The sequence below is a fragment of the Nocardioides sp. dk884 genome, assembly GCF_009557055.1.
In the GTDB taxonomy this organism is placed as follows: Bacteria; Actinomycetota; Actinomycetes; order Propionibacteriales; family Nocardioidaceae; genus Nocardioides.
The window spans coordinates 4,109,907-4,133,577 of the sequence record NZ_CP045649.1; the positions used below are offsets into that span (position 1 = coordinate 4,109,907).

The following is a 23,671-nucleotide window of genomic DNA, read 5'->3' on the forward strand; positions in this document are numbered from 1 at the left end:
CAATCAGGCCATGACACGCTTCTTGACCTGGTTGGTCACCAATGCCCTGGCCGTGGCCGCCGCCGCCTGGCTGATCAACGGGATCAGCTTCGCCGGGCCCACCTCGGGGCGCGCCGAGCTCGAGGAGAAGATCCTCCCGGTGATCGGGGTGGCGCTGATCCTCGGCGTGATCACGTCGTTCGTGAAGCCGCTGCTCCAGCTGCTCTCGTTCCCGCTGATCATCCTCACCCTCGGCATCTTCTTGCTGGTCATCAATGCCGCGCTGCTGATGCTGACCGGTTGGGTCGCCGAGCACTTCGACCTCGGCTTCGAGGTCGACGGCTTCTGGCCGGCCGTCGGTGGCGCGATCGTGATCACCGTCGTGACCTGGATCCTCGACGCCCTGATCGGCGTCGATGACTGAGCCCGTGACCGGCCCTGCCGCGCCGGCGCTGCCGCCGCTCCCCTCTCCCAGGACCCCGGGCCGCTACGCGATCGCCCTGGTCTGCCTGGGCAACATCTGCCGCTCCCCGACGGCCGACGTGGTGCTGAGCGCCCGCCTCGCCGAGGCCGGGTTGGACGACCGCGTCGAGGTGGCCAGCTGCGGCACCGGCGGCTGGCACGTCGGCGAGCCGATGGACCGCCGCGCCGCGGCCACCCTCCGCGCGGTCGGCCTCGACCCCAGCCGGCACCGCGCCCGCCAGTGGACCGAGGACTGGCGCGGCCGCAGCGACCTGGTGCTCGCGATGGACTCCGACAACCTGGCCGCCCTGGGCGGGCGCAGCGAGCGGGTGCGGCTGTTCCGCGACCTCGATCCGATCGACCCCGGCGGGGAGGTACCGGACCCCTACTACGGTGGGGACGACGGCTTCGAGGAGGTGCTCGCGATGGTGGAACGCACGTCGGCCGCGCTCGTCGCGGCGTTGCGCGAGATCCTCGGCCCGCCGACGCCATGACCCGGCAGCCGCGGGTCGCCCGCCACGCCGAGAAGCTCCTCGGCGCCGCGGTCGTGGCCACCGCACCGGTGGCCGGGGGCGACATCTGCACCGCGACCAAGCTGCGCCTCAGCGACGGCACCACCGCGCTGGTCAAGACCCTCCCGCACGCGCCGGCGGGGTTCTTCCCCACCGAGGCGCGCGGGCTGCGCTGGCTCGCCGAGGTGGAGGGCGGCGTCCCGGTCCCCGACGTGCTCGCCGTCGACGAGGAGTGCCTGGTGCTGCGCTGGGTCGAGCCGGGCCGCAGCACCGTCGACGCGGCCGCCGCCTTCGGGCGCGCGCTGGCGATCACCCACGACGCCGGCGCCCCGGCGTACGGCGCCCCGCCCGGCAGCAGCGACGAGGCGTTCATCGGCAAGCTGCCGCTGCCCCAGCGACCGGCGCCGACCTGGGCGGAGTTCTACGCCGTACGCCGGGTGCTGCCCTACCTCAAGGTGGCTCGCGACCGGGCCGCGGTGAGCGGCAGCGAGGCCGACGTCATCGAGCGGCTGATCGGGCGGCTGCCGGCGCTGCTGGTCGAGGAGCCCCCCGCGCGCCTGCACGGCGACCTGTGGAACGGCAACGTGCTGTGGGGCGCCGACGGACGCGTGAGCGTCGTGGACCCCGCGGCGTACGGCGGGCACCGCGAGGTCGACCTGGCGATGCTGGCCCTCTTCGGGCTGCCCAACCTCGCGCGGGTGCTCGACGCCTACCAGGAGGTGCACCCGCTCGCGGAGGGCTGGCGCGACCGGGTCGCGCTGCACCAGATCTTCCCACTGCTGGTGCACGCCTGCCTGTTCGGCAGCGGCTACGGCGCCCGCGCCGCGCAGGCCGCCGCGGCGTACGTCTGAGGCGCGGGCGCGTCCTTCTCAGAAGCGGCTCAGCCTCGACTGGCAGCATGGGAGCGTGAGCGCGCAGAGCCTGCCCCGTGTCCTTGTCGTCGACGACGACAAGGCGGTGCGCGAGTCGCTGCGCCGCTCGCTGGAGTTCAACGGCTACGACGTGCGCCTCGCGTCCGACGGCGCCGAGGCCCTCGCCCAGATCGGCGCGACCGCCCCGGACGTCGTGGTGATGGACGTGATGATGCCGCGCCTCGACGGCCTGGAGACCACCCGCGCGCTGCGCGCGGCCGGCCACGACGTGCCGATCCTGGTGCTCACCGCCCGCGACGCCGTCGGCGACCGGGTGGCGGGGCTCGACGCCGGCGCCGACGACTACCTCACCAAGCCGTTCGCGCTGCCCGAGCTGCTCGCCCGGCTGCGCGCGCTGCTGCGCCGCGCGGTCCCGCAGGAGGACGACGAGGAGATCCTCTCCTTCGCCGACCTCACCATGGACGTCGGCGCACGCGAGGTACGCCGCGGGGACCGGCTCATCGAGCTGACCCGCACCGAGTTCACCCTGCTGGAGATGTTCCTGCGCCGCCCGCGCCGGGTGCTGGAGCGCAGCTTCATCCTCGAGGAGGTCTGGGGCTATGACTTCCCCACCACCGCGAACTCCCTCGAGGTCTACGTCGGCTACCTGCGGCGCAAGACCGAAGCCGCCGGTGAGCCGCGTCTGCTGCACACCGTGCGCGGGGTCGGCTACGTGCTGAAGGAAGCATGAGCAACCCGGACACCACCGAGACCACGCTGCCCCGCGAGGACCGCCGCTGGCACTACCGCCGCTCCCTGGCCAGCCGGGTCACCCTGCTCACCACGATCGCGGTCGGCCTCGCGGTCGCGTTCGTCGCACTGGGCGCCTACGTCACGGTCCGCATGCAGATGCAGTCGACGCTCGACCAGTCGCTGGTCGAGCGGGCGCGCAGCACCGCCGCGGCCCCGACCCTCACCTTCACCTCCGGCGAGGAGGTCCCCGCGTGGGCGCTGGTCGCCACGGACGTGCGGATCGCGCTGGTCAACGCAGCCGGCGACACCAACCCCAAGGTCCTGGCCGGGGACGTCCTTCGTCCCGGTGAGCCCGAGATCGCCGTCGCCCAGGGCAAGGAGGAGACCAGCATCCGCACCGTGCGCGCGGATGGCGAGGCCTACCGGATGGTGGCGGTCAACTACGGCGACGGCGTCGCGCTGGTGCTCGCGCAGTCCCTTGAGTCCCAGCAGCAGGTGCTGTCCCGGCTCGGGGTGGTGATGCTGCTGTTCGGGGTGGCCGGTGTCATCGCGGCCAGCATGGCCGGGTGGATGGTCGCGGTGAACGGTCTGCGCCCGGTGCGCCTGCTGACCTCCCGGGTCGAGCGCATCGCGCGCACCGAGGACCTCACCCCGATCCCCGTCGAGGGCGCCGACGAGGTGGCCCGGCTGGCCGCGGCGTTCAACCAGATGCTGCGCGCGGTCTCCGCCTCCCGCGACCTGCAGCGCCAGCTGGTCGCCGACGCCGGGCACGAGCTGCGCACCCCGCTGACCTCGATGCGCACCAACATCGACCTGCTCGCCCAGGCCGACGCCGCCGGCACCACGCTGCCGCCGGGCGCGCGCGCCGAGGTCCTCGACGACGTACGCGCCCAGATGGAGGAGCTCACCACCCTCATCGGCGACCTGGTCGAGCTGGCCCGCGACGAGCCCATGCAGCACGTGGTGGAGACCGTCGACCTCTCCGAGATCCTCGACCACGCGATCGCACGCGTACGCCGGCGCGCCCCCGGCGTGGTCTTCGAGGTCACCGCCACCCCCTGGTACGTCGTGGGCGAGGCCGCCGGCCTGGAGCGCGCGATCACCAACCTGCTCGACAACGCCGCGAAGTGGAGCCCGCCGGACGGCACCGTGCGGATCACCCTCGACCGCGGCACCCTGACCGTCGACGACGAGGGGCCCGGCATCGACGACGTGGACCTGCCGCACGTCTTCGAGCGGTTCTACCGCTCCGAGGAGTCCCGCTCGATGCCCGGCTCCGGGCTGGGCCTCTCGATCGTGCGCCAGGTCGCCAGCCGGCACTCCGGCTCGGTGAGCGCCGACCGCTCCCCTGCCGGCGGCGCCCGGCTGCGCCTGTCGCTGCCCGGCAACCCCACCCCGCCCCCGCCGACCCCGCCGCCCGCCGACCTGCCCCCGTCCACCCGCACCACCCAGGAGAACCCCCGTTGAGCCGTCGCTCGCTCGCCACCGCCGTCGTCCTCGTCGCGTCCCTGGGAGCGCTGAGCGCCTGCTCCGAGGAGGAGCCGGAGACCCCGAGCCAGGCCGACGTCGCGGCCGCCCATGGCTCCGACCCCGAGGCATCCGCCTCGGCGCAGCCGGAGGCCTGGAACCCCTGCGACGGGCTGCGGGTGGGCCGGCTCGCCGCGGTGCTCGGCACCGGCCTGGAGCCGGACCGCGGCACCGAGGAGGCGCCGCGCTGCGCGCTGCTGCCGGCCGAGCAGGGCGGCCCGGTGCTGGACGCCAACTACATGGTCTTCGCCGACGGCCTGGACGCCGCCTGGGAGACCATGGGCGCACCCGAGGACGGCGACGTCAGCGCGCCCACGATCCCGGGCGCCGACGCCGCCCGGCTGGTGGTCGCGACCGACAAGGAGGGCGTCGCCGCGACCGGCTTCGTGCAGAACGGCAGCCTGATCCACGTCGTCAACGCCGCCGACACCGCGCCGTACGACCGCGAGGCGCTCGTCGAGGGCGTCACCACCGCGATGACTCAGCTGTCGAACGCCAGCGCGCGCGCCGAGAAGCTGCAGGCACCATGAGCCCCATGGACACGCGCGCACTCGGCTACTACCGCCTCGACCCCGGCACCGGCGAGCTGCTCGCCACCGACCTCGCCGCCAGCATGTGGGGGGACAACCACCTGCACGGCGTCGCGGTGAGCGGGGCGATGGCGCGGGCGCTGGAGCAGCGGGTGGCCGAGCTGGGGCGCACGGACCTGCGTCCGGCCCGCTACACCGTCGACCTGTTCCGCCCGGCCACGATGGACCCGTGCGTGGTGCGCACCGAGGTGGTGCGCGAGGGCAACCGGCTGTGCCTGGTCGACGCGACGTACCTCCAGGGCGAGGTCGCGGTGGCCCGCGCCAGCGGCCTGTTCCTGCGGGCCACCGGCAGCACCGCCGGGGAGACCTGGTCGCCCGGTCCGGAGTCCGACCTGGTGCCGCCGCCGCTCGACCTCGCCCCGGTCACCACCGAGGCGCACGTGCCGTTCGTCCACAGCGACGCCGTGGGCTGGTCGCAGGACTTCACCCAGCACCAGAACGCCGGGCGCAAGCAGTACTGGAGCACCGGGCCCTCGATCGTGGCCGGCGAGGAGCTGACGCCGTTCCAGGCGGTCGCCTCGATCGCCGACGGCGCCAGCCTGGTCACCAACTGGGGCAGCAACGGCGTCGAGCACATCAACACCGACATCACGCTGGTGCTGGCCCGCGAGCCCGACGGCGTCTCGATCGGCCTGGCCGCCACCGACCGGCGCGAGGACGGCGGCATCGCGGTCGGGACGGCCGCGGTCTTCGACCGCACCGGGCGCCTCGGCACCGTCGTGGTCAGCGCGCTGGCCAACGCCAAGCGGGTCGTCGACTTCGCCCGCGTGGAGTACGCCGACGACGGCACCCGGCGTACCTCGCCGGGGGCCTGAGCCTCGGATCCGGCTCAGGGCTTGGTCTCGCGCCAGCCCCGCTCGAACGGCAGCCGCCAGGCGTGCGGGTTGATCAGCTGGTGGATGGCGTTGGGGCCCCAGCTGCCCGGTGGGTAGGCGCGCACCGGTGGCGGGTTGTCCAGCAGCGGGACCGACTTCTCCCACAGCGTCTCGATGCCGGCGGCGGTGGTGAACAGCGTGTGGTCGCCGCGGATCGCGTCGTGGATGAGCCGCTCGTAGGCCTCCAGCACCGACTCCGAGCCCAGCGTCTCGTGGGTAGCGAACTGCATCGAGACCTTCTCCAGGGTCATCCCCGGCCCGGGCCGCTTGCCGTAGAACGACAGCGACATCCGCGACTGGTCGGCGAGGTCGAAGGTCAGGTGGTCAGGGCCCTGGGTGCCCGCCTTGGAGCCGGTCGGGAACATCGACAGCGGCGGCTCCTTGAAGGCGATCGAGATGATCCGCGCGCCCTCCGCGAGCTTCTTGCCGGTGCGCAGGTAGAACGGCACCCCGGCCCAGCGCCAGTTGTCGATCTCGACCTTGAGCGCGATGAAGGTCTCGGTGTCGGAGTAGTCGGAGACCTCCTCCTTGCCGCGGTAGCCGACGTACTGCCCGCGCACCACGTTGCCGGGCTCGAGGGGGCGCATCGAGCGGAACACCTTGAGCTTCTCGTCGCTGATCGGCCCCGGCTCCAGCGACGTCGGCGGCTCCATCGCCATGAACGCCAGGACCTGCATCAGGTGGGTGACCACCATGTCGCGGAAGGCGCCGGTGGACTCATAGAAGCGGGTGCGGCCCTCGAGTCCGAGGGTCTCGGGCACGTCGATCTGCACGTGGTCGATGAAGTTGCGGTTCCAGATCGGCTCGAACAGTCCGTTGGCGAAGCGGAAGGCCAGGATGTTCTGGGCCGCCTCCTTGCCGAGGAAGTGGTCGATGCGGAAGATCTGGCGCTCCTCGAAGACCTCGTGCAGGCGGGCGTTGAGCCGCTGCGCGGAGGGCAGGTCGGTGCCGAAGGGCTTCTCCATGATGATCCGCGAACGCGGGACCAGGCCGGCCTCGTCGAGCATGTGCACGACGTCCAGGGCGGCCTTCGGGGGCACCGAGAGGTAGTGCAGGCGCCCGACGTACGGCTCCGGGGGGAACGCGTTCTCCGCGGCCTCGACGGCGGCGGCCAGCGCCTGCGGGCCCGCACCGGTCGGCACGTAGCTCAGCATCTTCGCGAACGGCGCCCAACGCTCGTCTGTCAGATTGCCCTTGCCGAACTCCAGGCACGCCTCGTGGGCGAACTTGACGAACTGCTCGTCGTCGAGGTCCTCCAGCGAGGTGCCGACGATCCGGGCGTCGGAGAGCAGACCCGCGTGGTGCAGCCGCAGCAGCCCGGGCAGCAGCTTGCGGCGCGCCAGGTCGCCGGTCGCGCCGAACAGGACGATCACCACGGGCCGTTCCATGACTCCGAGCCTAGTCAGGCGGTGTTGACCGGGATCCGGTGAGTGCGTCGAGCACCCGGGCCGCCTTCCAGCCCGCCTCGGCGTGCTCGCTCGCCACCTCGGAGTGGACCGTGACCCCGCCGCCGGTGCCGAGCCGCCAGGCCCCGTCGCCGGTGGTCGTCAACGAGCGGATCACCACGCCGAGGTCGGCGGTGCCGTCGGCGCCGATGCGGCCGAACGCCCCGGCGTAGGCGCCGCGCGGGGTCGTCTCGACCTCCGCGATCACCTCCATCGTGCGGAGCTTGGGCGCCCCGGTCATCGAGCCCGCCGGGAAGAGCGCCCGCAGCGCGGCGAGCGCCGAGACCTCCGGGCGCAGCCGGCCGCGCACCGTCGAGACCAGCTGGTGCACCGCGGCGTACGACTCGACCTGCAGGAGGTGCGGCACCTCGACGCTCCCGGGCTCGCAGACCATCGACAGGTCGTTGCGCAGCAGGTCGAGCACCATCAGGTTCTCGGCGCGGAAGCGCGGGTGGGTGGCCAGCTCGGCGCGGGCCCGCGCATCCTCCGCCGGCGTCGCCCCGCGCGGGGTGGTGCCCTTGATCGGGCGGGTCTCCACGGTGCGGTCGGCGCCGACCACGGCGTACCGCTCGGGGCTGGAGCTGAGCAGCCAGGCCTCGGCGCCGGGCACGTCGTGCTGCACGAAGCCGGCGTACGGCGCGGGGTTGGCCGCGCGCAGGCGCAGGTACGCCGCGGCGGGGGTGAGGTCGCTGCGGGCCGTGACCCGGTGGGTCAGGTTGACCTCGTAGGTGTTGCCGGCGTGCAGGTGCTCCTGCACCCGTGCGAACGCGGCCCGGTAGGACGCGGGGACCTCGAGGTCGGGCGGGGTGGGCCGGACCCCGGGCGGGGCAGCGGCGCCCGGGTGACCGGGGAGCACCAGGACCCGGGACGGGCGCATCCAGACCGCGTCCGGCAGGCCCGCGCCGTCGCGCCGCGACGGGTGGGCGGGGAGGTCGGGGCGCGCGGCGTAGCCGAAGTAGCCGAACCACTGCGCGTCGGCGGCGCCGGTGGCCAGCTCGTGCTCGAGCACCGCGAACGGGTCGTCGCCGACCACCTCCGCGCGCCCGCCGGCGTGGCGGGTGACCTCCCGGGCGGCGGCGTCGTAGCTGAGCGAGACGTCGTCGTCGGTCAGCCAGCCGACGTGGGAGCGGCGTCCGGACCAGTCACGGCCGCCGCCACCGTCGAGCCAGAAGCAGCGGCGGCGCCCGGCGGCCAGCGCGGGCAGCCAGTCCGCGGGGTCGCCGGTGGGGTCGGGCGTCGGCCCGTTCACCGGGTGCCGCCCAGGAAGTTCGCCACCAGCGCGGTGCCGTGCTCGGAGAGCACCGACTCGGGATGGAACTGCACGCCGACCAGCGGCAGCGAGCGGTGCGCCACGCCCATCACCAGCCCGGTCACGGCGTCGGTGGCGGTCACCCGCAGGCAGTCGGGGACCTCGAGCGCGGCCAGCGAGTGGTAGCGCACCGCCGCGAACCCCTGCGGCACCCCGGCGAACAGGCCGCGCCCGTCGTGCTCGACGCGCGCCAGGACGCCGTGCCCGGGCGCGACGCGCCCCACCCGCCCGCCGTACGACGTGACCAGGCCCTGCATGCCCAGGCAGACACCGAGCACCGGGCGGGTGGCGGCGGCGAGCACCGCCCGCCCGACGGCGAAGTCGCGGGGCGAGTCCGGGGTGCCCGGCCCGGGCGAGAGCACCACGTGGGAGTGGGCCAGGACGTCGGCGGCGTCGACCTCGTCGTGCTGCACCACCCGCGGCAGCGTCCCGGTCACCGCGGCCACCAGGTGAGCGAGGTTCCAGGTGTAGGAGTCGTGGTGGTCGACCACCACGACGTCCGCTCCGGTCACGGCCGGAATCTACCGCGCCGGCCCGGGCTCCGACCGGGGCCGGTGGGGACACGGCACGTTCACGTCGGCGACGTCCGGCGGCAGCCGCAGCGCCTCCCGTTGATCACCCCTCTTGGCGAGGGTTCCGGCGAGCCCGTCCTCCGCGGGCGAACCAGTGAAAGGCGAGTCCTTCGTGACCAAGAAGCGAACGGCGGCGGCCATTGCGGCGGTTGCCTCCACGAGTGTGCTGGGCGGCCTGCTGCCCGGCGTGATGAGCCCGGCCAGCGCCGGCGCGCAGCACCCCAACGTCGAACCGGTCCTCGGCGGCCCGGTCCTGATCTCCGAGATCGCCAACGGTGGCGCCGGGGCGAGCCCCCAGGCCGCCCGGGTCTCGGGAGACAACTTCATCGAGATCGCCAACCGGGGCGCCGAGCCGGTCGACATCTCCGGCTACCGGGTCCTGCGCTGCGGGCAGACCGGCGACCTCTACGGCCCGCAGAAGATCGTGCCCGCCGGCACCGTCCTGGCCCCGGGCGACACCTACACCGTCAGCGGCCCCACCGCGAGCGAGCGGATCGCGCGCGACGACGTCTACGACGCCACCGGTGCCAACCTGCACGAGTTCGGCTTCGGCGCCCTGTTGGAGAGCCCCGACGAGCGGGTCCTCGACCGGGTCGGGTTCTACCACCCGAGCGTGCTGAGCGAGTGCGGCATGAGCGACCGCGCCCTGGCCCGTCCCCTGGACCACCGCCTCGACCAGAGCCACCAGCGCGTCGCCGCCACCGGCGACGTCGCGCGGGACTGGATCGTCGCGGTGCGCACGCCGGACGCCCCGAACGCCGCGGCCGACGCCCCGACGCCGGTGGTGCCCGCACCGGTGCGCATCACCGAGGTGGCCAACGAGTCCAGCACCAGCACCGCGGACAGCTTCGTCGAGCTCACCAACACCGGCGAGCAGAGTGCCGACATCAGCGACTGGCGGCTCTACCGCTGCGGCGAGAACGGCACCACCTACCTGCAGAACGCCGCCCTGCCGGACGGCGTCCTGGCCCCGGGCGAGTCCTACCTGGTGGCCCACGCCGCCGGCGCGTACGCCGGGCGGGCCGACGCGACGTACTCCTCGGGGATGCACTTCCGCGACTTCGGCGTGATGCTGGTGCGCCCCGACGAGTCGATCGCCGACCGGTTCAGCTCCTACGCCAACCGCACCTCGATGTGCACCGACGGCTCCTCGGTGCCGGTCGACGCCGACAACCTGCAGGACGAGTCCTACCACCGGGTCGGCGACACCGGCGACAACGCCCGCGACTTCGTGCTGGCCACCACCCGCACTCCCGGGGTGCACACCGCGCGCGAGGAGCTGAGCGTCGTCGACCGCAGCGGGTTCACGCACTCGGCGGTCCGGATCTCCGAGATCGCCGACTCCGGCCCCGCGGGTGACGACGACGAGTTCGTCGAGCTGGCCAACTACGGCACCGAGCCGGTCAACCTCTCCGGCTGGTCGCTGACCCGCTGCGAGGCCACCGGCCGCGGCAACGCCGGCCACCAGGTCGCCGACCTCGGCGACGTGACGCTGCGCCCGGGCGAGGTGTACCTCGCCACCGACGACGGCGCCCCGGCCGCGTTGCGCGAGCTCGCCGACGCGACGTACCGCACCGGGCTGGCACAGAACGCCTCCGGCATGTACCTCCGCGACCCGCAGGGCCGCAAGGTGGACGCGGCGGGCATCTACCCCACCGTCCCCTTCAGCCCGTGCGTGATCGGCTCGGAGCTGCGCGCCGGCGCCAAGCAGGACCTGGGCGAGTCCTTCCAGCGCGCCCGCACCACCGGCGACAACGAGGAGGACTTCGTGATCGCGGCCCGCACCCCGGGCGAGCTGGCCGACGTGACCTGGGTCGACCCCACCGAGCCGCTTCCGGGCGAGACCGACCCCGTCGAGCTCGCCGTCACCACCGCCCCCGGGGCCCCGCAGGCCTCCGCCAAGGTCCGGGGCGGCGCCTACTCCGCCCAGGTCGTGGCCCCCGCCGCGGACGGCCCGCTCGACCTGGAGGTCCGCCGCGGCGCACCGGTGGACGCGGCCCAGGTCGACCTCGCCGCGGCTCGGGTCTTCGGCGGCGCCACCTCGCGCCGGGTCCCGGCGCGTCTGGCGGTCGCCGGCGAGCGGCGCCTGCGCGACACCGGTGCCGGCCTCGCGGCCCGGGCGGACGGCTACGGCTACCCGTTCCTGCGCTTCGCCGTACCGGCCACCGAGGTGCCCGCGGAGGGCCTCGAGTTCACCTTCTCCACCCCCACCCGGGAGCGCAACGACGTGCAGATGCGCGCCTGGGACGGCGAGGAGTGGACGCTGCTCACCCACGCCACCGCCGACGCCGACGGCCACGTCACCCTGGTCGGCGCCCTGGGTGCCCAGCACCTCGTCGACGGCGAGCTGAACGTCCTGGTCATCGACGGCCCCCGCGTCGCCGGCGGCCTGGTCGAGGAGATCGGCGTGACCGACCGCGCGTTCGCCGACCCGGCCGACTACGACTGGGCCTTGAACCACATGAGCGACACCCAGTTCCTCTCCGAGGCCTTCCGCGAGCCGTTCCGCCGGATGGCGACCTGGGTCGTGGCCAACCACGAGGCCCGCAAGATCGGCTACAGCACCAACACCGGCGACCTCATCCAGAACTGGATGCAGGCCAACGCCGACCCGCGGCGCGCCGAGAAGGAGTTCGCCGCGGCCCGCCGCATCCACGACCTGCTCAACGACGCCGGCGTCCCCAACGGCGTGCTGCCGGGCAACCACGACAACTTCTGGGGCCGCGACAACACGCTGTACAACGAGTACTTCGGCCCCGCGGCGTACGCCGAGCAGGAGTGGTACGGCGCCCCGTGGCGCCGCGGCGACAACTCCGCGCACTACGACTTCGTGACCGAGAGCGGCATCGACTACCTGATGCTGTCGCTGCCCTACCGACCCACCACGGCGCAGCTGACCTGGGCCCGCGAGATCGCGGCGACCTACCCGCACCACAACGTGGTCCTGCTGACCCACTCCTACCTCGACACCCAGGGCAACATCGAGAACCTGTCCAACCGGGTCACCGCGCGCGGCCACCGGGTGTGGAGCGAGGTCGTCGCCCCGAGCGACAACATCTTCCTGGTCCTCGGCGGGCACTACCACGGCGTCGCCACCAAGTACGGCGACCCGGTGACCGGGGAGCAGTCGGACGCGATCGACATCGCCGCCGACACCGTCGCGGTGCGCAACGTCGGCGAGGCGGGCCGCACGGTCGTGCAGATGCTGGCCGACTACCAGGGCTACCGCTCCACCGTGCCCGAGGCCCGCGCCGACACCCTCGACCGCGACACCGGCTTCCAGCGGCTGCTGCAGTTCGACGTCGACGCCGAACTGATGGGCGTCAACGCCTACTCGCCGCACCTGGACTCCTTCGAGGCCTACAAGTACGACGAGCCCGGCATGCGGGGCACCCCCGCCGCGGGATTCGAGGACGGCCGCTACCACGCCCACGACGACGAGTTCGTCGCCAGCATCGACCTGATGGTCACCAAGCACCTGCGCGCCGAGGACTGGGGCCTGACCGCCGCGTCCCGGCCGGTGCTGGAGCGCAGCGTCGCCGCGGGCACGACCGTGCCGGTCGAGCTCGCGGAGCCCGTGGCCGGCGAGCGCTGGTACGCCGCGGTCGTCGACGCGAACGGCCGTCGGGCCGTCTCGGTGCCGGTGAGCGTCGACCTCGCCGAGGTCGACGGTGTCGCCTCCGCGGTGCGCCTCACCTCCACCCGCACCAGCCAGCGTCTCGACGCCGAGGAGCAGGACCGCGCCCAGCTGCGCGCCCGGATCACCACCGCGACGCCGGTCGCCGACGGCGTGCACGGCACTGTCGAGTTCCTGGCCGGCGAGGAGGTCCTCGGCTCCGTCGAGGTGGTCGACGGGGAGGCCGAGCTCCGGGTCGGGGCCGACCTGCCGGTCGGCGAGCACCTGCTCACCGCCCGCTTCGTCCCCGCCGACGAGACGGTGGTCGCCGCGTCCACGTCGGGGACCGTGCCGCTCACCGTCGAGGCGCCCGCAGGCCCCGCGGGCAAGGCCCACTCGGTCGCCGGGGCCACGCTGGCCCGGACGACGGTCGCCCACGGCACCCGGGCCCTGCTGCGGGTCAGCGTGGACACCACCGGCCCCACCGCGACCGGGCGGGTCCGCGTCACGCTCACCTCGCGGGACCGCACCCGCACCCGCACCGTGGGAGCCCGCCTGGTCGACGGCCGGGTCAGCATCCGGCTGCCCCGCCTCGCCCGGGGCACCTGGCGCGTCGCCACGACGTACCGCGGTTCGGATCTGGTGGCCGCCGACCGGGCGCCGGCACTCCGCCTGCGGGTGCGCTGACACCCGGCAGGCGGACCGGGGCGGCGGCGGTGCAGGATGCGGCCCCATGAGCACTCCCGTGATCGAGACCCCCTCCAGCGCCGGCGTCGCGGAGGCCCTGGCCGTGGCGCAGCGGTGGCTGCCGGCGTTCCTGGAGGGGCGCCGCGCCGACGACGACGTCTACGCCGAGGGGGTCTCGACCTGGCACAACATCGGGGAGCGGGAGTCGCAGATCCAGCGCACGCCGTCGCGCACCCGGCAGGTGCAGGCCGGCGCCGACGTCCGCGTCGAGGACGCGCGCCTCAAGGTCTTCGACGGCGGCTGGGTGCTCCAGGCGACGACCGTCGGCACCAACGCCGCCGGCGAGGCGGTGCGGGTGCCCACCTGCCTGGTCGTCACCCTGCGCGAGGGGCGCATCGCCCGCTTCGAGGAGTACGCCGACTCCCGGGCCGCCGAGCGGCTCTTCGGCGAAAGGTGAGACAGGGCCCGGGAGGAGCTTCCCCACTCCACCGGGCCCTGTCCCGTCTGTGACCTGCGCGAGGACTCCCCGGAGGGGTCTTCAGTCGAGCAGGAGGTCGGCGACGAGGTCGTGCAGGATCTCGAAGCCACGCTCGGTCAGGATCGACTCGGCGTGGAACTGGATCCCACGATAGTGGGGACCCCGCACCAGATGCACGTCGCCCGTCTCGGTATCTGACTCGACGCTGACGCCGTCGGGCAGCTCGGTGTCCGGCGAGACCCGCCCGACGAAGGTGTTGTAGAAGCCGACGCGCTCGGTGCGGCGCCCGATCCGCACCGGCGACTGGGTGCCCTGGAAGACGATGTCCTTGAACGCCAGCGGGATGCCGAGGCGGTGGCACAGCGCCTGGTGGCCCAGGCAGACGGCGAGGAACGGCTGCTCGGCGGCGAGCAGCTCGTCGACCGCGGCGCGCAGGTGGGCCATCTTGGGGTCGGTGTCGTCGCGGGGGTCGCCGGGGCCGGGCCCGACGAGCACCAGGTCGTAGCCGCTCAGGCAGCCGGGCTCGTAGTCCTCGTGGCGCACCACGTCGCTGCTCATGCCGAGCACCCGCAGCACGTGGCGCAGCATGTTCACGAAGTCGTCGTCGCCGTCGAGGATGACCGCCCGCTTGCCGCGGAGGCCGGGCTCGGGCGAGACGCCGGCCTGGTCGGTCAGCCAGAACGTCGAGAGCCGCTGGTTGCGGGCGTTGAGCGCGAGCAGCACGTCCTCGTCGAGGACCAGCTCGCCGACGTTCACGTCGGGCACCGGCGCGGGCTCGACCAGGCCGAAGGCGCTGAGGATGCCGCCGGCCTTGGCGTGCGTCTCCGCCACCTCGTACGCCGGGTCGGAGTCGCGCACCAGCGTCGCGCCGGCGGTGACCTTGAGGTTGCCGTCGAGGTCGACGTCGGCGGTGCGGATCACGATCGGGCTGTCCACGACCGGGCCGCCCTCGGCGTCGCGCCCCAGCACCGCGAGGGCGGCGCCGTAGTAGCCGCGCCCCTCGGTCTCGTACTTCTTGATCAAGCGGCAGGCGTTGCGCACCGGGCTGCCGGTGACGGTGGCGGCGTACATCGTGTCGCGCAGGACCTCGCGGGGGTCGCGGGTGGTGCGGCCGGCGAGGAGGTACTCGGTGTGCACGAGGCGGCTCATCGGCTTGAGGAACGGGCCGAGGACCTGTCCGCCCTGGTCGCAGATGTCGCACATCATCTTGAGCTCTTCGTCGACCACCATGAAGAGCTCGTAGACCTCCTTCTCGTCGGCGAGGAAGTCCAGCAGCCGCTGCTGGGTGTCCTCGCCGCCGCCGAGACGGAAGGTGCCGGAGATCGGGTTCATCCGGACGTCGCCGCCGTGGATGGAGACGTGCCGCTCGGGGGTGGCGCCCACGAGGTAGCGGTCGCCGGTGAAGAACAGGTAGGTCCAGTAGGCGCCACGCTCGCGCTCGAGGAGTCGCTTGAGGACCGCGAGCGCCTTGTCGGCGCCCCAGTCGGCGACCTGGGCGCGGTAGTGGCGCCCGACGACGAGGTTGGCGCCCTCGCCCTGGCCGATCTCGTCGCGGATGATCGCCTCGACGACCCCGGCGTACTCCTCGTCGGAGGTCTCGAAGCCGCCTCGGTCGGTGAAGGCCACCTCGACGTCGTCGATCGCCTCGACGATCTCGGCGACGGAGAACTCCAGCTCGGTCTCGACGTCGACCACGACGAGCGGGGTCTGGTCGTCGTGGGCCTCGAAGCCGCGCTCGGCGACCTGGCGGAACGGGATCGCGAGCAGCCGGTCGGCGATGTGCCCCTCGGCCGGCGGACCCTCCTCGAGGGGTACGTCGAGCAGCGACTCCACGACGCTGCGCCGACCCCCGACCAGGCCCACGGTGTCGCGGTCCCCGGCCCGGGTGGAGCGCCGGATGATCGCCCACGCCTCGTGCCCCTGGAGTGCCTTGATGGCGTCCCGGGCAGAGGTCGTCGCAGTCATGGCCGAACTCTAGTTGCGCCCCCGTTCGCTGTGACGCGGGGTTGTGGACGCTGGACACGCCTCAGGAGACGTGTGCAGCGTCGACGACGCCGCGTGACAGGTGGGCGGGACGCCGGCCCGTCGCCGCTAGCAGGCCTCCAGCAGCGCCGCGCGGGCGCCGTCGTACCGCTCGACCTCGAGGTCGCGCAGGACCCCCTGGAGCTCGCGTCCGGCGCGCCCGAGCTCGTCGAGGTCGTCGAGGCCCTCACCGGTCGAGCCGGCGCCCTGGGCGAGCATCGCGACGCCGTGGACCTGGTTGGCCAGCGCGGGGCCCCAGCGCTCCCCGGGGTCCTCGGGCAGCGACCGCGCACCGGCGCAGGCCACCTCGCGGTCGTCGGGTTCGTCCTCGTCGAAGACCAGCCAGCCGGCCGCGAAGCCGAGCACCAGGGCCAGGAGCAGCGCTCCCCCGATCGTCACGATGCGCATGACGCAGCCGTCCCCGCTCCGCCCGGCCGCGAAACCCTCAGGAGACGGTGGTGAGCAGCTGGGTGGCGCGGGTGAGGACGACGTAGAGGGTGGCGCGGCCGGTGACCGACTCGTCCTCGATCTCCTGCGGGCGCACGATCACGATGCCGTCGAACTCCAGGCCCTTGGTGTCCAGGCCGGTGAGCACCACGACGCGGTCCTCCCCCGAGGGCGTGACCGTGGCGTCGCCGGCGGCGGCGCGGGCGCCGGGGGCGTCCTCGGCACGCTCCGGCCACGCGGCCAGCCAGGAGTTCACCTCGGCGCGACGGGCCGCGGGCACCACGATGCCGACGGTGCCGGCGACCTGCCCGGCGATCGCGTCGACCTCGGCGCGTACGGCGGCCTCGAGGTCGTCGACGTCCTCCACGATGCGGGGCTCGACGCCGGTCGAGCGCACCGCGGTGGGCAGGTCGGCGTCCAGGCCGACCCGCTCGGCGTACGCCGCGGCGTGGGCGTAGATCTCCGCGGAGTTGCGGTAGTTGGTCGAGAGGTGGAACTCGTGGACGAACTTGCCCGCCAGCGCCTCGGCCCGGGCGTCGTTGGCCTCCTTCGGCACCGGCCAGGACGACTGCGCCGGGTCGCCGACGATGGTCCAGGAGGCGGTGCGGCCACGGCGACCGACCATCCGCCACTGCATCGGGGTCAGGTCCTGCGCCTCGTCGATGAGCACGTGGGCGTAGGGGTCGTCCTCGATGCGGTGCGTCGGCGGCGCCCAGGCGCGCCCGGTGGGGGCGTACTCGCGGTCGGCGGCGGTGAACAGCTCCTGCATGTCGACGCCGCCCGTGATCAGCGCCATCGGGTCGTCGCGCGCGTCGTCGGCCTTGGCCGGGACGTCGCCGAGGGCGTAGCGCAGCTCGTCGAGCAGCGCGACGTCCTCGACCGAGAGGTCGCGCGGGTCGCCGGTCCACGACTTCAGCAGCAGCCGCTGGTCCTCCTCGCTGAGCAGGCCGTCGGAGACCCGGGCCAGCACCTCGGGGTCGCGCAGCCAGCCGAGCACCGAGCGTGCGTCCAGCGGCGGCCACCAGGCCGCGGCGAAGTCGACGAAGCGGTCGTCGGAGAGCATGTCCTCGTTGAACGACTCGCGGCCGCGCTCACGACCGCGCTCACCGCGCACCTGGCGCCACAGCGCGTCGAGCAGCGCGTGCGCGACGCGGGGCAGCTGCTTGTTGCGGGGGCCCTGGCTCATCAGCTGGCGGCGCACCCGGCCGAGCACGCCGCGGTCGAGGACCAGGGTGTCGTCGCGGTAGAAGATCTTGAAGTGGCCGGGGCTGCCGGGCGCCTGCTGGCGCGCGAGGCGGCGCAGCACCTCGGCCATCCGGGCCGCGCCCTTGACGTCGGCCACCGCGGGCTCGTCGTGGCGGGTCGCGCGGACCCCGTCGACGACCTCGCCGAGCGAGCGCAGCGCCACGGCGGTCTCACCGAGGCTCGGCAGCACCCGCTCGATGTAGCGCATGAAGACCCCGCTCGGGCCCACGACCAGCACGCCGCCGGACTCGTAGCGGCGCCGGTCGCTGTAGAGCAGGTACGCCGCGCGGTGCAGCGCCACCACTGTCTTGCCGGTGCCGGGGCCGCCGGAGATCGACACGACGCCCTTGCCGGGCGCGCGGATCGCCTTGTCCTGCTCGGCCTGGATGGTGGCGACGATCGAGTGCATGGAGCGGTCGCGGGCGCGGGAGAGCTGCGCCATCAGCGCGCCCTCGCCGACGATCGGCAGGTCGGTCTCGACGGAGTCGTCGAGCAGCTCGTCCTCGACGCTGACCACCTTCGGGCCGACGCAGCGCAGCACCCGGCGGCGTACGACGTCGTGCGGGGTGGCCGCAGTCGCCTGGTAGAACACCGCGGCGGCCGGCGCGCGCCAGTCGATCAGCAGCGAGTCGCGGTGCTCGTCGCGCAGCCCGACCCGGCCGATGTAGCGCGGCGCGGCGTCGCGCTCGGGGCGCAGGTCGAGGCGGCCGAAGACCAGTCCCTCGTGGGCGGCGTCGAGCTGGGCGAGGCGCTTGGCGGCCTGGAAGACCATCGCGTCGCGCTCCACGAGCCCGCCCTCGTGCCCGATCTTGCCGCGGTCGTGGCCCTCCCGGGCCAGCTGCTTGGCGGCCTCCGCGGAGTCCGCCAGCTGCCGGTAGACCCGGTCCACGAACTCCTGCTCCCCCTGGAGCTCCTGCTCGACCAGCTCGTCACTCACGGATGGATCCCCTCGACACACGGTTCCGCTCTACGGACCGGCCTGCGCCGGCTGACCAGCCCTGTCCGCGTCGGCGGTCGGGGCAAGCGAGCAACTGTATCCGGAGCGTGGCGCGGACCGGAGCGAACCGCCGAGTTCCTGCTCGTCGGTGCGACCCGGCCCACGCCGGCGGAGCTCAGCGGCCGGTCGGGCGGTAGACCACCACGCTCGCCTCGACGTCCTCCACCGCGCCCTCGCCGGGCGCGTCGGTGCGCTCGGTGTCGGTGTCCAGGGCGACCTCGTAGACGTCGCCGGCCGGCAGGTGGATGCTGAGCGAGCCGCCTGCGCCGATGAACGGGCTGCTGGTGGCCGAGCCGGGCCGCCGCCCCTGGGCCACGAGCGCGACGGTGGGGCCACCCGGGCTGACCAGATGGAGCGAGACCGGACCGTCGGTGGTGTCGATCCGCAGGGTCTCGGCCGTCGAGGTGAGCCGGTGCACCCGGTCGCGGCGCCACAGGGTCCCCTCCTCGACCACCTCGTCGAGCCACTGGCCCTGCACGCGGAAGCGCCCATCGGTCTCGTAGACCCCCACCCCGACCACCAGGTCGTCGACGCTGACCGGCTCACCCCGGCCGAGCTCGTCGCGGGTCACCCGGACGGAGAAGGTGTGCGCGGCGACCTCCGCGCCGTCCATGCCGCTCCAGACACCGGTGGGGTCCTCGCCGGGGTCGGCGGTGCAGCGGTGTCCGAACCCGCGGCTCTCCCCGTCCACGGCGACATGCAGGAAGAGCCCCGGCTCGCTGCTGCGGCAGTACGTCGAGAACCTGACGGCGTCGAGCCGGCCGCGGTACTCGGCCTCGAGCACGCCGCTGCCCGGCTCGGAGAAGCCGCCGGCGACCAGCGTCATGCCCCCGGACCGCTCGGGCCAGACCGCGTGCCCGTCGCTGGGCCCCTCGGGCAGCGTGTCGGTGCGCTCGTAGACCGCCCAGGTCACGGTGGCGTTCGCGGCCGGGTCGGCCGCCTCCCCGGACGGGTCGCCGACCTCGAGGCGGATCTCGCGGGTGTAGGCGTCGATGGTGACCGGCAGCGCGTCGGACGCGCGGCCCAGGATCTCGCCGCCGCCGACCAGGGTGACGTCCCCCGTGCCCAGGCCGTCGGTCTCGACGGCGAGCAGCCGCGTGTCGTCCCCGCCGCCCGGCTCGACGCGCAGGTCGTCGGCCCCGGCCTCGGCGAGCTCGACCCGCTCGGCGTCCACGACGGCGTACTCGAAGCCGTTCCAGGTGATGGTGGAGTCGATGTCGAGGCCGTGCGCGGGGTCGAGGGTGTCGTTGCGCTCGTCGCGGTCCAGCCCGACACCGACGCCGATGCCCGCGACGGCCACCAGTGCCGCGACCGTGCCCGCCACGGCCACCCGCCGCCGGCGGCGTACGACGCGGACCCGCTGGTGCACCGCTGCCGCGCGGCCCCCGAGCGCGTGGTCGGGGCCGTCGGCGGCGTGGTGCAGGGTGGTCTTGAGGTCGTCGATGGTGCTCATCGCAGGTCCCCCTCGGGCAGGTGCTGGTGGTCCTCGCTCAGGGCGGGGTCGATGCGGAGCTTGGCCAGCGCCTTGCTGGCCTGGCTCTTGACGGTGCCGACGGAGCAGCCGAGCAGGTCGGCGGTCTGCGCCTCGGTGAGGTCCTCGACGTAGCGCAGCACCACCACCGCGCGCTGGCGGCGCGGCAGCCGGCCCATCGCGGTCCACAGGTCGTGGGCGGCGTCGCTGGCGGCGCTCGCGTCGGGCCCCGGGGTCTCGGGCAGCTCCTCGGTGGCGTGCTCGCCGTTCCAGCGCCGCCGCCACCAGGAGGCGTACGTCGTGACCAGGATCCGGCGCACGTAGGCCTCCGGGGAGGTCTCGATCCGCGACCAGGCGAACCACGCCTTGGCCAGCGCGGTCTGCAGCAGGTCCTCGGCGAGGGCGTGGTCGTGGGTCAGCAGATAGGCCGTGCGTAGCAGGCCGCTCGACCGGGCGGCCACGAACTCGTCGAAGTCGATGCGCTCCACGTGTCCTGCTCCCCCCGAGACGGCGGCCTGGGTCGGCCCTGGCAGTGTGGTCATGCCCTTCCGGACCCGCTGGGTCCCGCGAAAGGTTGCCCCGGCAGCCGGACCGGCTAGCGGCCGCGCTGCAGGAACGCGGTCATCGCCGCCCGAGCCTCCTCGGAGCCGAAGAGCCGGGCGCTGAGCCCGGCGAGCTCCTCGCCCCGCTCGTCGAGGCGGGCGATCAGGTCGCGGTTGAGCAGCGCCTTGGTCTCGCGCAGTCCCTGCGCGGCCCCGGTCGCCAGGCTCGCGCAGACCCGGTCGACCTCGGCGTCCAGCTCCTCGGCAGGCACCGCCGTCGTGACCAGCCCGTACGCCACCGCGTCCGCGCCGCTGAACACCTCACCGCCCAGCGCGGTGAGAGCGGCGGCGCGGGTGGTCATCCGGTCCAGCACGCTCACCGAGATCGCGGCCGGGGCCAGTGCGAGCTTGACCTCGGTGAGCGCGAAGGTGGCGTCCTCGGCCGCGATCGCGACGTCGGAGGCCGCGACGATGCCGGTGCCGCCGGCGCGGACCGCACCGTGCACCCGGGTGACGACCGGCTTGGGCAGGGCGAGGATGCGGCGCTGGAGGGCGACGATGCGCCGCGCCCCGTCGGCCATCGAGCCGGCCGCGGCCTCGCCGAGGTCGGCGCCGGAGCAGAAGACCCGCCCGGCCGCGCGGATCAGCACCACGCGCGCGGTGTCGTCGGCGGCCGCCCGGTCCAGGGCGTCCTCCAGCTCGGCGAGCAGCTGGCGCGACAGCGCGTTGCGGTTGTGCGGGGAGTCCAGCGTGATCGTCGCGACGGCGTCGGTGACGGCGTACTCGACCACGGGTGCGGGTGCCTCGGCCATGCGCGCATCCTGCCCCGTCGCCGCGGGGTCCGACACACATCCGCGGGGCCCGGCGGTTCCGAATGACCCCCATGGACTCCTCTCGCGGCGTGCGCGCCCTGCTCTCCGCCGGGAGCGGGGTGCTGGCCGCACTGGTGGGCACCGCCGCCGGGCACCTCACCGCGGCGCTGCTCGACCCGGCCGCCTCACCGGTGCTGGCGGTGGGCTCGACGGTCATCGACTGGACGCCGACGCCGCTGAAGGAGTGGGCGATCCGCACGTTCGGCGACGACGACAAGGCGGTGCTGGTCGGCTCGGTGCTCGTCGGGGTGCTGGTCCTCGCCGCGGTCGCAGGCCTGGTCGCGCGGCACCGCACCGCCCTCGGCGCCGCGATGCTGGTGGCGCTGACCGCGCTCGCCGGGGCCGCCGCCCTGTCGCGCCCGCAGGCCGGGGTCGTCGATGTCGTGCCCAGCCTGGTCGCGGCCCTGACCGGGGTCGGCGCGCTGGTGTGGCTGGTCCGCGCCGCCGACACCGCCCCGTGGCCGGAGCCCGCCGACGACGCCGCCCGCCCCAGTCGGAGAGGCGTGCTGGTCGCCGCGGGCGTCCTGGGCCTCGCGGCGGCGGTGATGGGCGGCGCCGGGCGCTGGCTCACCCGGCTGCGCCTGCAACCCGCCGAGGTGGACCTGCCGGCCGCGACCGACCGCGCACCCCGTTTCCCGACCGGGCTGGAGGAGCGGTTCCCCGACATCACCGCGCTGCGCACCCCGAGCGAGGAGTTCTACCGCATCGACACGCGCCTCGACGTACCCCTGGTCGACGTCGACGACTGGCGCCTCACCATCGACGGGGACGTGCAGCGCGAGGTGACGCTGAGCTTCGAGGACCTGCTGGCGATGCCGCTGGTCGAGCGGGACATCACCCTGACCTGCGTCAGCAACTCCGTCGGCGGGGAGTACGTCGGGGGCGCGCGCTGGCTCGGGGTGCGGCTCACCGACGTGCTCGACCTCGCCGGGGTGGGCAGCGGCGCCGACCAGATCCTGTCCACCGACGTCGACGGAATGACGATCAGCACCCCGCTCGAGCTGGCCACCGACGGGCGCGACGCGCTGGTCGCGGTGGGCATGAACGGCGCGGCGCTCCCCCGCGAGCACGGCTTCCCGGTGCGCCTGGTGATCCCCGGGCTCTACGGGTTCATCAGCGCCACGAAGTGGCTGGAGCGGATGACGCTGACCACCTACGCCGCGGAGTCGGCGTACTGGACCGACCGCGACTGGGCCACCGACGCCCCGATCAAGCTCGCCAGCCGGATCGACACCCCCGGGTCCTTCGACACCATCGACGCCGGGGACACCGTGATCGGCGGGATCGCGTGGGCTCAGCACCGCGGCGGCGTGGCCCGGGTGGAGGTGAGCATCGACGGCGGCGCCTGGCAGCCGGCGCGGCTCGGGCCCGACGTGGGCGAGGACTACTGGCGCCAGTGGTGGCTGCCGTGGGAGGCGAGCAGCGGGCGCCACACCCTGACGGTGCGCGCGGTCGACGGCGAGGGCGAGACCCAGACGCCGGTGCGCGCCGACCCGTTCCCCGAGGGCGCCAGCGGCCTGCAGCAGATCGTCGTGGACGTGGACTGAGCGGCCGCCGCGCCGGTCTGGAGCACTCGCTCGCTCGAGCCTCGGACCAATCCGTAGGGGTGATCGCGTCGAACACCCGATGACAGCCGAACGAGACCGCACCATTGATCGAAAGGCAGTTCCATGAAGCGCAGCTCCCTTCGCCGTACCGGGGCCCTGGCGGCCGTCGCCGTCACGATGTCCCTCGGCTTCGCCGCCTGCAGCGACGACGACGGCGGCGACACCGCCTCGGATGCCGCCTCCTCCGCCAGCCCGTCCGATGAGATGTCCCCCTCGGACTCCGAGATGTCGCCCTCCGATGAGATGTCGCCCTCCGACAGCGAGATGACCGAGAGCGAGTCGGCCATGGGCACCGAGGTCTTCGGCGCTGCCTGCGAGTCGGTGCCGAAGAAGGGCGCGGGGTCGCTGGAGGGGATGGCGGAGGAGCCGGTCGCCAACGCCGCGGCCGCCAACCCGCTGCTCTCGACCCTCGCCACCGCCGTCACCGAGGCCGACCTCGTCGACGCCCTCAACTCCGCCGAGGACATCACCGTCTTCGCGCCCAGCAACGACGCGTTCGCGGCGATCCCGAAGAAGGACCTCAACGCGGTGCTGGCGAACAAGAAGCTGCTCACCCAGATCCTGACCCACCACGTGGTCACCGAGGAGGTCGAGCCCGACGAGCTGAACGGCACGTTCGAGACGCTCAACGGCGACAAGCTCAAGGTCACCGGATCCGGTGAGGAGTTCAGCGTGGGCGATGAGAAGGCGGCCGTACTGTGCGGCAACATCGACACCGCCAACGCCAAGGTGTACGTCATCGACACCGTCCTGATGCCCTGATCGCGACGCCCTGGGCATGACGACCGGCCACTGACGCGCAAGGATCTCCC

The 23,671-nt window shown here is 73.8% G+C and carries 20 protein-coding genes; 11 read left to right on the forward strand and 9 right to left on the reverse strand.

The genetic code is table 11. The features are described 5' to 3' along the window. Positions 1–10 precede the first annotated feature (10 nt). The 7 genes from GFH29_RS19600 to GFH29_RS19630 are packed head-to-tail and all read left to right on the forward strand — an operon-like array spanning position 11 to position 5,489. Positions 11–403 carry a phage holin family protein gene (locus tag GFH29_RS19600; RefSeq protein ID WP_153325403.1) on the forward strand — a complete coding sequence of 131 codons (393 nt, stop codon included), beginning with the start codon at positions 11–13 and terminating at the stop codon, positions 401–403. After that, positions 396–935 (forward strand): low molecular weight protein-tyrosine-phosphatase, encoded by a 540-nt coding sequence (locus GFH29_RS19605; RefSeq protein WP_153325404.1) that lies wholly within the window; start codon positions 396–398, stop codon positions 933–935. Before GFH29_RS19600 ends, GFH29_RS19605 begins: the two co-directional genes overlap by 8 nt. Continuing rightward, positions 932–1,804 carry a fructosamine kinase family protein gene (locus GFH29_RS19610; RefSeq protein WP_153325405.1) on the forward strand — a complete coding sequence of 291 codons (873 nt, stop codon included), beginning with the start codon at positions 932–934 and terminating at the stop codon, positions 1,802–1,804. Before GFH29_RS19605 ends, GFH29_RS19610 begins: the two co-directional genes overlap by 4 nt. 55 nt (positions 1,805–1,859) lie before the next feature. Beyond that, positions 1,860–2,555 (forward strand): response regulator transcription factor, encoded by a 696-nt coding sequence (locus GFH29_RS19615; RefSeq protein ID WP_228387637.1) that lies wholly within the window; start codon positions 1,860–1,862, stop codon positions 2,553–2,555. Then, entirely contained in the window at positions 2,552–4,024 is a 1,473-nt protein-coding gene (locus tag GFH29_RS19620) for a HAMP domain-containing sensor histidine kinase (RefSeq protein WP_153325406.1), read from the forward strand. Before GFH29_RS19615 ends, GFH29_RS19620 begins: the two co-directional genes overlap by 4 nt. Next, on the forward strand, positions 4,021–4,614 hold the full coding sequence (locus GFH29_RS19625) for a hypothetical protein (protein WP_153325407.1): 594 nt from the start codon (positions 4,021–4,023) through the stop codon (positions 4,612–4,614). The genes GFH29_RS19620 and GFH29_RS19625 overlap by 4 nt, the downstream gene beginning before the upstream one ends. 5 nt (positions 4,615–4,619) lie before the next feature. Beyond that, on the forward strand, positions 4,620–5,489 hold the full coding sequence (locus GFH29_RS19630) for an acyl-CoA thioesterase domain-containing protein (protein WP_228387638.1): 870 nt from the start codon (positions 4,620–4,622) through the stop codon (positions 5,487–5,489). 14 nt (positions 5,490–5,503) lie between these two features. On the opposite strand, the gene zwf is transcribed toward GFH29_RS19630, so the two are convergent. From zwf to GFH29_RS19645, 3 genes are read right to left on the reverse strand one after another with little or no spacing between them, the layout of a single operon-like run. Further along, positions 5,504–6,937: a glucose-6-phosphate dehydrogenase gene (zwf, locus tag GFH29_RS19635; RefSeq protein WP_153325409.1), complete on the reverse strand. Its 1,434-nt coding sequence runs from the start codon at positions 6,935–6,937 to the stop codon at positions 5,504–5,506. Between the two features lie 10 nt (positions 6,938–6,947). Then, a complete protein-coding gene (locus tag GFH29_RS19640) occupies positions 6,948–8,243 on the reverse strand; it encodes an anthranilate synthase component I family protein (RefSeq protein ID WP_153325410.1) in 1,296 nt (431 codons plus the stop codon). Further along, positions 8,240–8,815, reverse strand: coding sequence for an anthranilate synthase component II (locus GFH29_RS19645; protein ID WP_153325411.1), 576 nt, complete (start codon positions 8,813–8,815; stop codon positions 8,240–8,242). The genes GFH29_RS19640 and GFH29_RS19645 overlap by 4 nt, the downstream gene beginning before the upstream one ends. Positions 8,816–8,987: 172 nt before the next feature. Between GFH29_RS19645 and GFH29_RS19650 the strand changes: the two genes are divergently transcribed. Both GFH29_RS19650 and GFH29_RS19655 read left to right on the forward strand, forming a co-directional pair. Further along, a complete protein-coding gene (locus GFH29_RS19650; RefSeq protein ID WP_153325412.1) occupies positions 8,988–13,178 on the forward strand; it encodes a lamin tail domain-containing protein in 4,191 nt (1,396 codons plus the stop codon). Positions 13,179–13,224: 46 nt separating this feature from the next. Beyond that, complete coding sequence (locus tag GFH29_RS19655; RefSeq protein WP_153325413.1) at positions 13,225–13,635, forward strand: nuclear transport factor 2 family protein; 411 nt, start codon at positions 13,225–13,227, stop codon at positions 13,633–13,635. 81 nt (positions 13,636–13,716) lie between these two features. Here GFH29_RS19655 and GFH29_RS19660 read toward each other — a convergent pair whose 3' ends face one another. The 6 genes from GFH29_RS19660 to GFH29_RS19685 all read right to left on the reverse strand — a co-directional run bounded on the left by GFH29_RS19660 (position 13,717) and on the right by GFH29_RS19685 (position 21,192). After that, the gene (locus GFH29_RS19660; RefSeq protein ID WP_153325414.1) at positions 13,717–15,621 is read right to left on the reverse strand and encodes an anthranilate synthase family protein; all 1,905 of its coding nucleotides are present in this window, start codon (positions 15,619–15,621) and stop codon (positions 13,717–13,719) included. 126 nt (positions 15,622–15,747) lie between these two features. After that, positions 15,748–16,086 (reverse strand): hypothetical protein, encoded by a 339-nt coding sequence (locus GFH29_RS19665; RefSeq protein WP_153325415.1) that lies wholly within the window; start codon positions 16,084–16,086, stop codon positions 15,748–15,750. 37 nt (positions 16,087–16,123) lie between these two features. Continuing rightward, a complete protein-coding gene (locus GFH29_RS19670; protein WP_153325416.1) occupies positions 16,124–18,307 on the reverse strand; it encodes a HelD family protein in 2,184 nt (727 codons plus the stop codon). 175 nt (positions 18,308–18,482) lie between these two features. Further along, on the reverse strand, positions 18,483–19,820 hold the full coding sequence (locus GFH29_RS19675) for a hypothetical protein (RefSeq protein ID WP_153325417.1): 1,338 nt from the start codon (positions 19,818–19,820) through the stop codon (positions 18,483–18,485). After that, on the reverse strand, positions 19,817–20,326 hold the full coding sequence (locus tag GFH29_RS19680; RefSeq protein ID WP_228387639.1) for a SigE family RNA polymerase sigma factor: 510 nt from the start codon (positions 20,324–20,326) through the stop codon (positions 19,817–19,819). Before GFH29_RS19680 ends, GFH29_RS19675 begins: the two co-directional genes overlap by 4 nt. Before the next feature lie 107 nt (positions 20,327–20,433). Beyond that, positions 20,434–21,192: an enoyl-CoA hydratase-related protein gene (locus tag GFH29_RS19685; protein WP_153325419.1), complete on the reverse strand. Its 759-nt coding sequence runs from the start codon at positions 21,190–21,192 to the stop codon at positions 20,434–20,436. Positions 21,193–21,263: 71 nt separating this feature from the next. Between GFH29_RS19685 and GFH29_RS19690 the strand changes: the two genes are divergently transcribed. Further along, entirely contained in the window at positions 21,264–22,799 is a 1,536-nt protein-coding gene (locus GFH29_RS19690; RefSeq protein WP_153325420.1) for a molybdopterin-dependent oxidoreductase, read from the forward strand. 123 nt (positions 22,800–22,922) lie between these two features. After that, positions 22,923–23,621: a fasciclin domain-containing protein gene (locus tag GFH29_RS19695; RefSeq protein ID WP_153325421.1), complete on the forward strand. Its 699-nt coding sequence runs from the start codon at positions 22,923–22,925 to the stop codon at positions 23,619–23,621. Positions 23,622–23,671: the final 50 nt, after the last annotated feature.

Bases quoted from the DNA above. Each gene is read 5' to 3' on its own strand.
- GFH29_RS19660 (WP_153325414.1), bottom strand. From the start codon at position 15,621: ATGACTGCGACGACCTCTGCCCGGGACGCCATCAAGGCACTCCAGGGG.
- zwf (WP_153325409.1), bottom strand. From the start codon at position 6,937: ATGGAACGGCCCGTGGTGATCGTCCTGTTCGGCGCGACCGGCGACCTG.
- GFH29_RS19600 (WP_153325403.1), top strand. From the start codon at position 11: ATGACACGCTTCTTGACCTGGTTGGTCACCAATGCCCTGGCCGTGGCC.
- GFH29_RS19685 (WP_153325419.1), bottom strand. From the start codon at position 21,192: ATGGCCGAGGCACCCGCACCCGTGGTCGAGTACGCCGTCACCGACGCC.
- GFH29_RS19665 (WP_153325415.1), bottom strand. From the start codon at position 16,086: ATGCGCATCGTGACGATCGGGGGAGCGCTGCTCCTGGCCCTGGTGCTC.
- GFH29_RS19630 (WP_228387638.1), top strand. From the start codon at position 4,620: ATGGACACGCGCGCACTCGGCTACTACCGCCTCGACCCCGGCACCGGC.
- GFH29_RS19605 (WP_153325404.1), top strand. From the start codon at position 396: ATGACTGAGCCCGTGACCGGCCCTGCCGCGCCGGCGCTGCCGCCGCTC.
- GFH29_RS19690 (WP_153325420.1), top strand. From the start codon at position 21,264: ATGGACTCCTCTCGCGGCGTGCGCGCCCTGCTCTCCGCCGGGAGCGGG.
- GFH29_RS19655 (WP_153325413.1), top strand. From the start codon at position 13,225: ATGAGCACTCCCGTGATCGAGACCCCCTCCAGCGCCGGCGTCGCGGAG.
- GFH29_RS19610 (WP_153325405.1), top strand. From the start codon at position 932: ATGACCCGGCAGCCGCGGGTCGCCCGCCACGCCGAGAAGCTCCTCGGC.
- GFH29_RS19695 (WP_153325421.1), top strand. From the start codon at position 22,923: ATGAAGCGCAGCTCCCTTCGCCGTACCGGGGCCCTGGCGGCCGTCGCC.
- GFH29_RS19620 (WP_153325406.1), top strand. From the start codon at position 2,552: ATGAGCAACCCGGACACCACCGAGACCACGCTGCCCCGCGAGGACCGC.
- GFH29_RS19675 (WP_153325417.1), bottom strand. From the start codon at position 19,820: ATGAGCACCATCGACGACCTCAAGACCACCCTGCACCACGCCGCCGAC.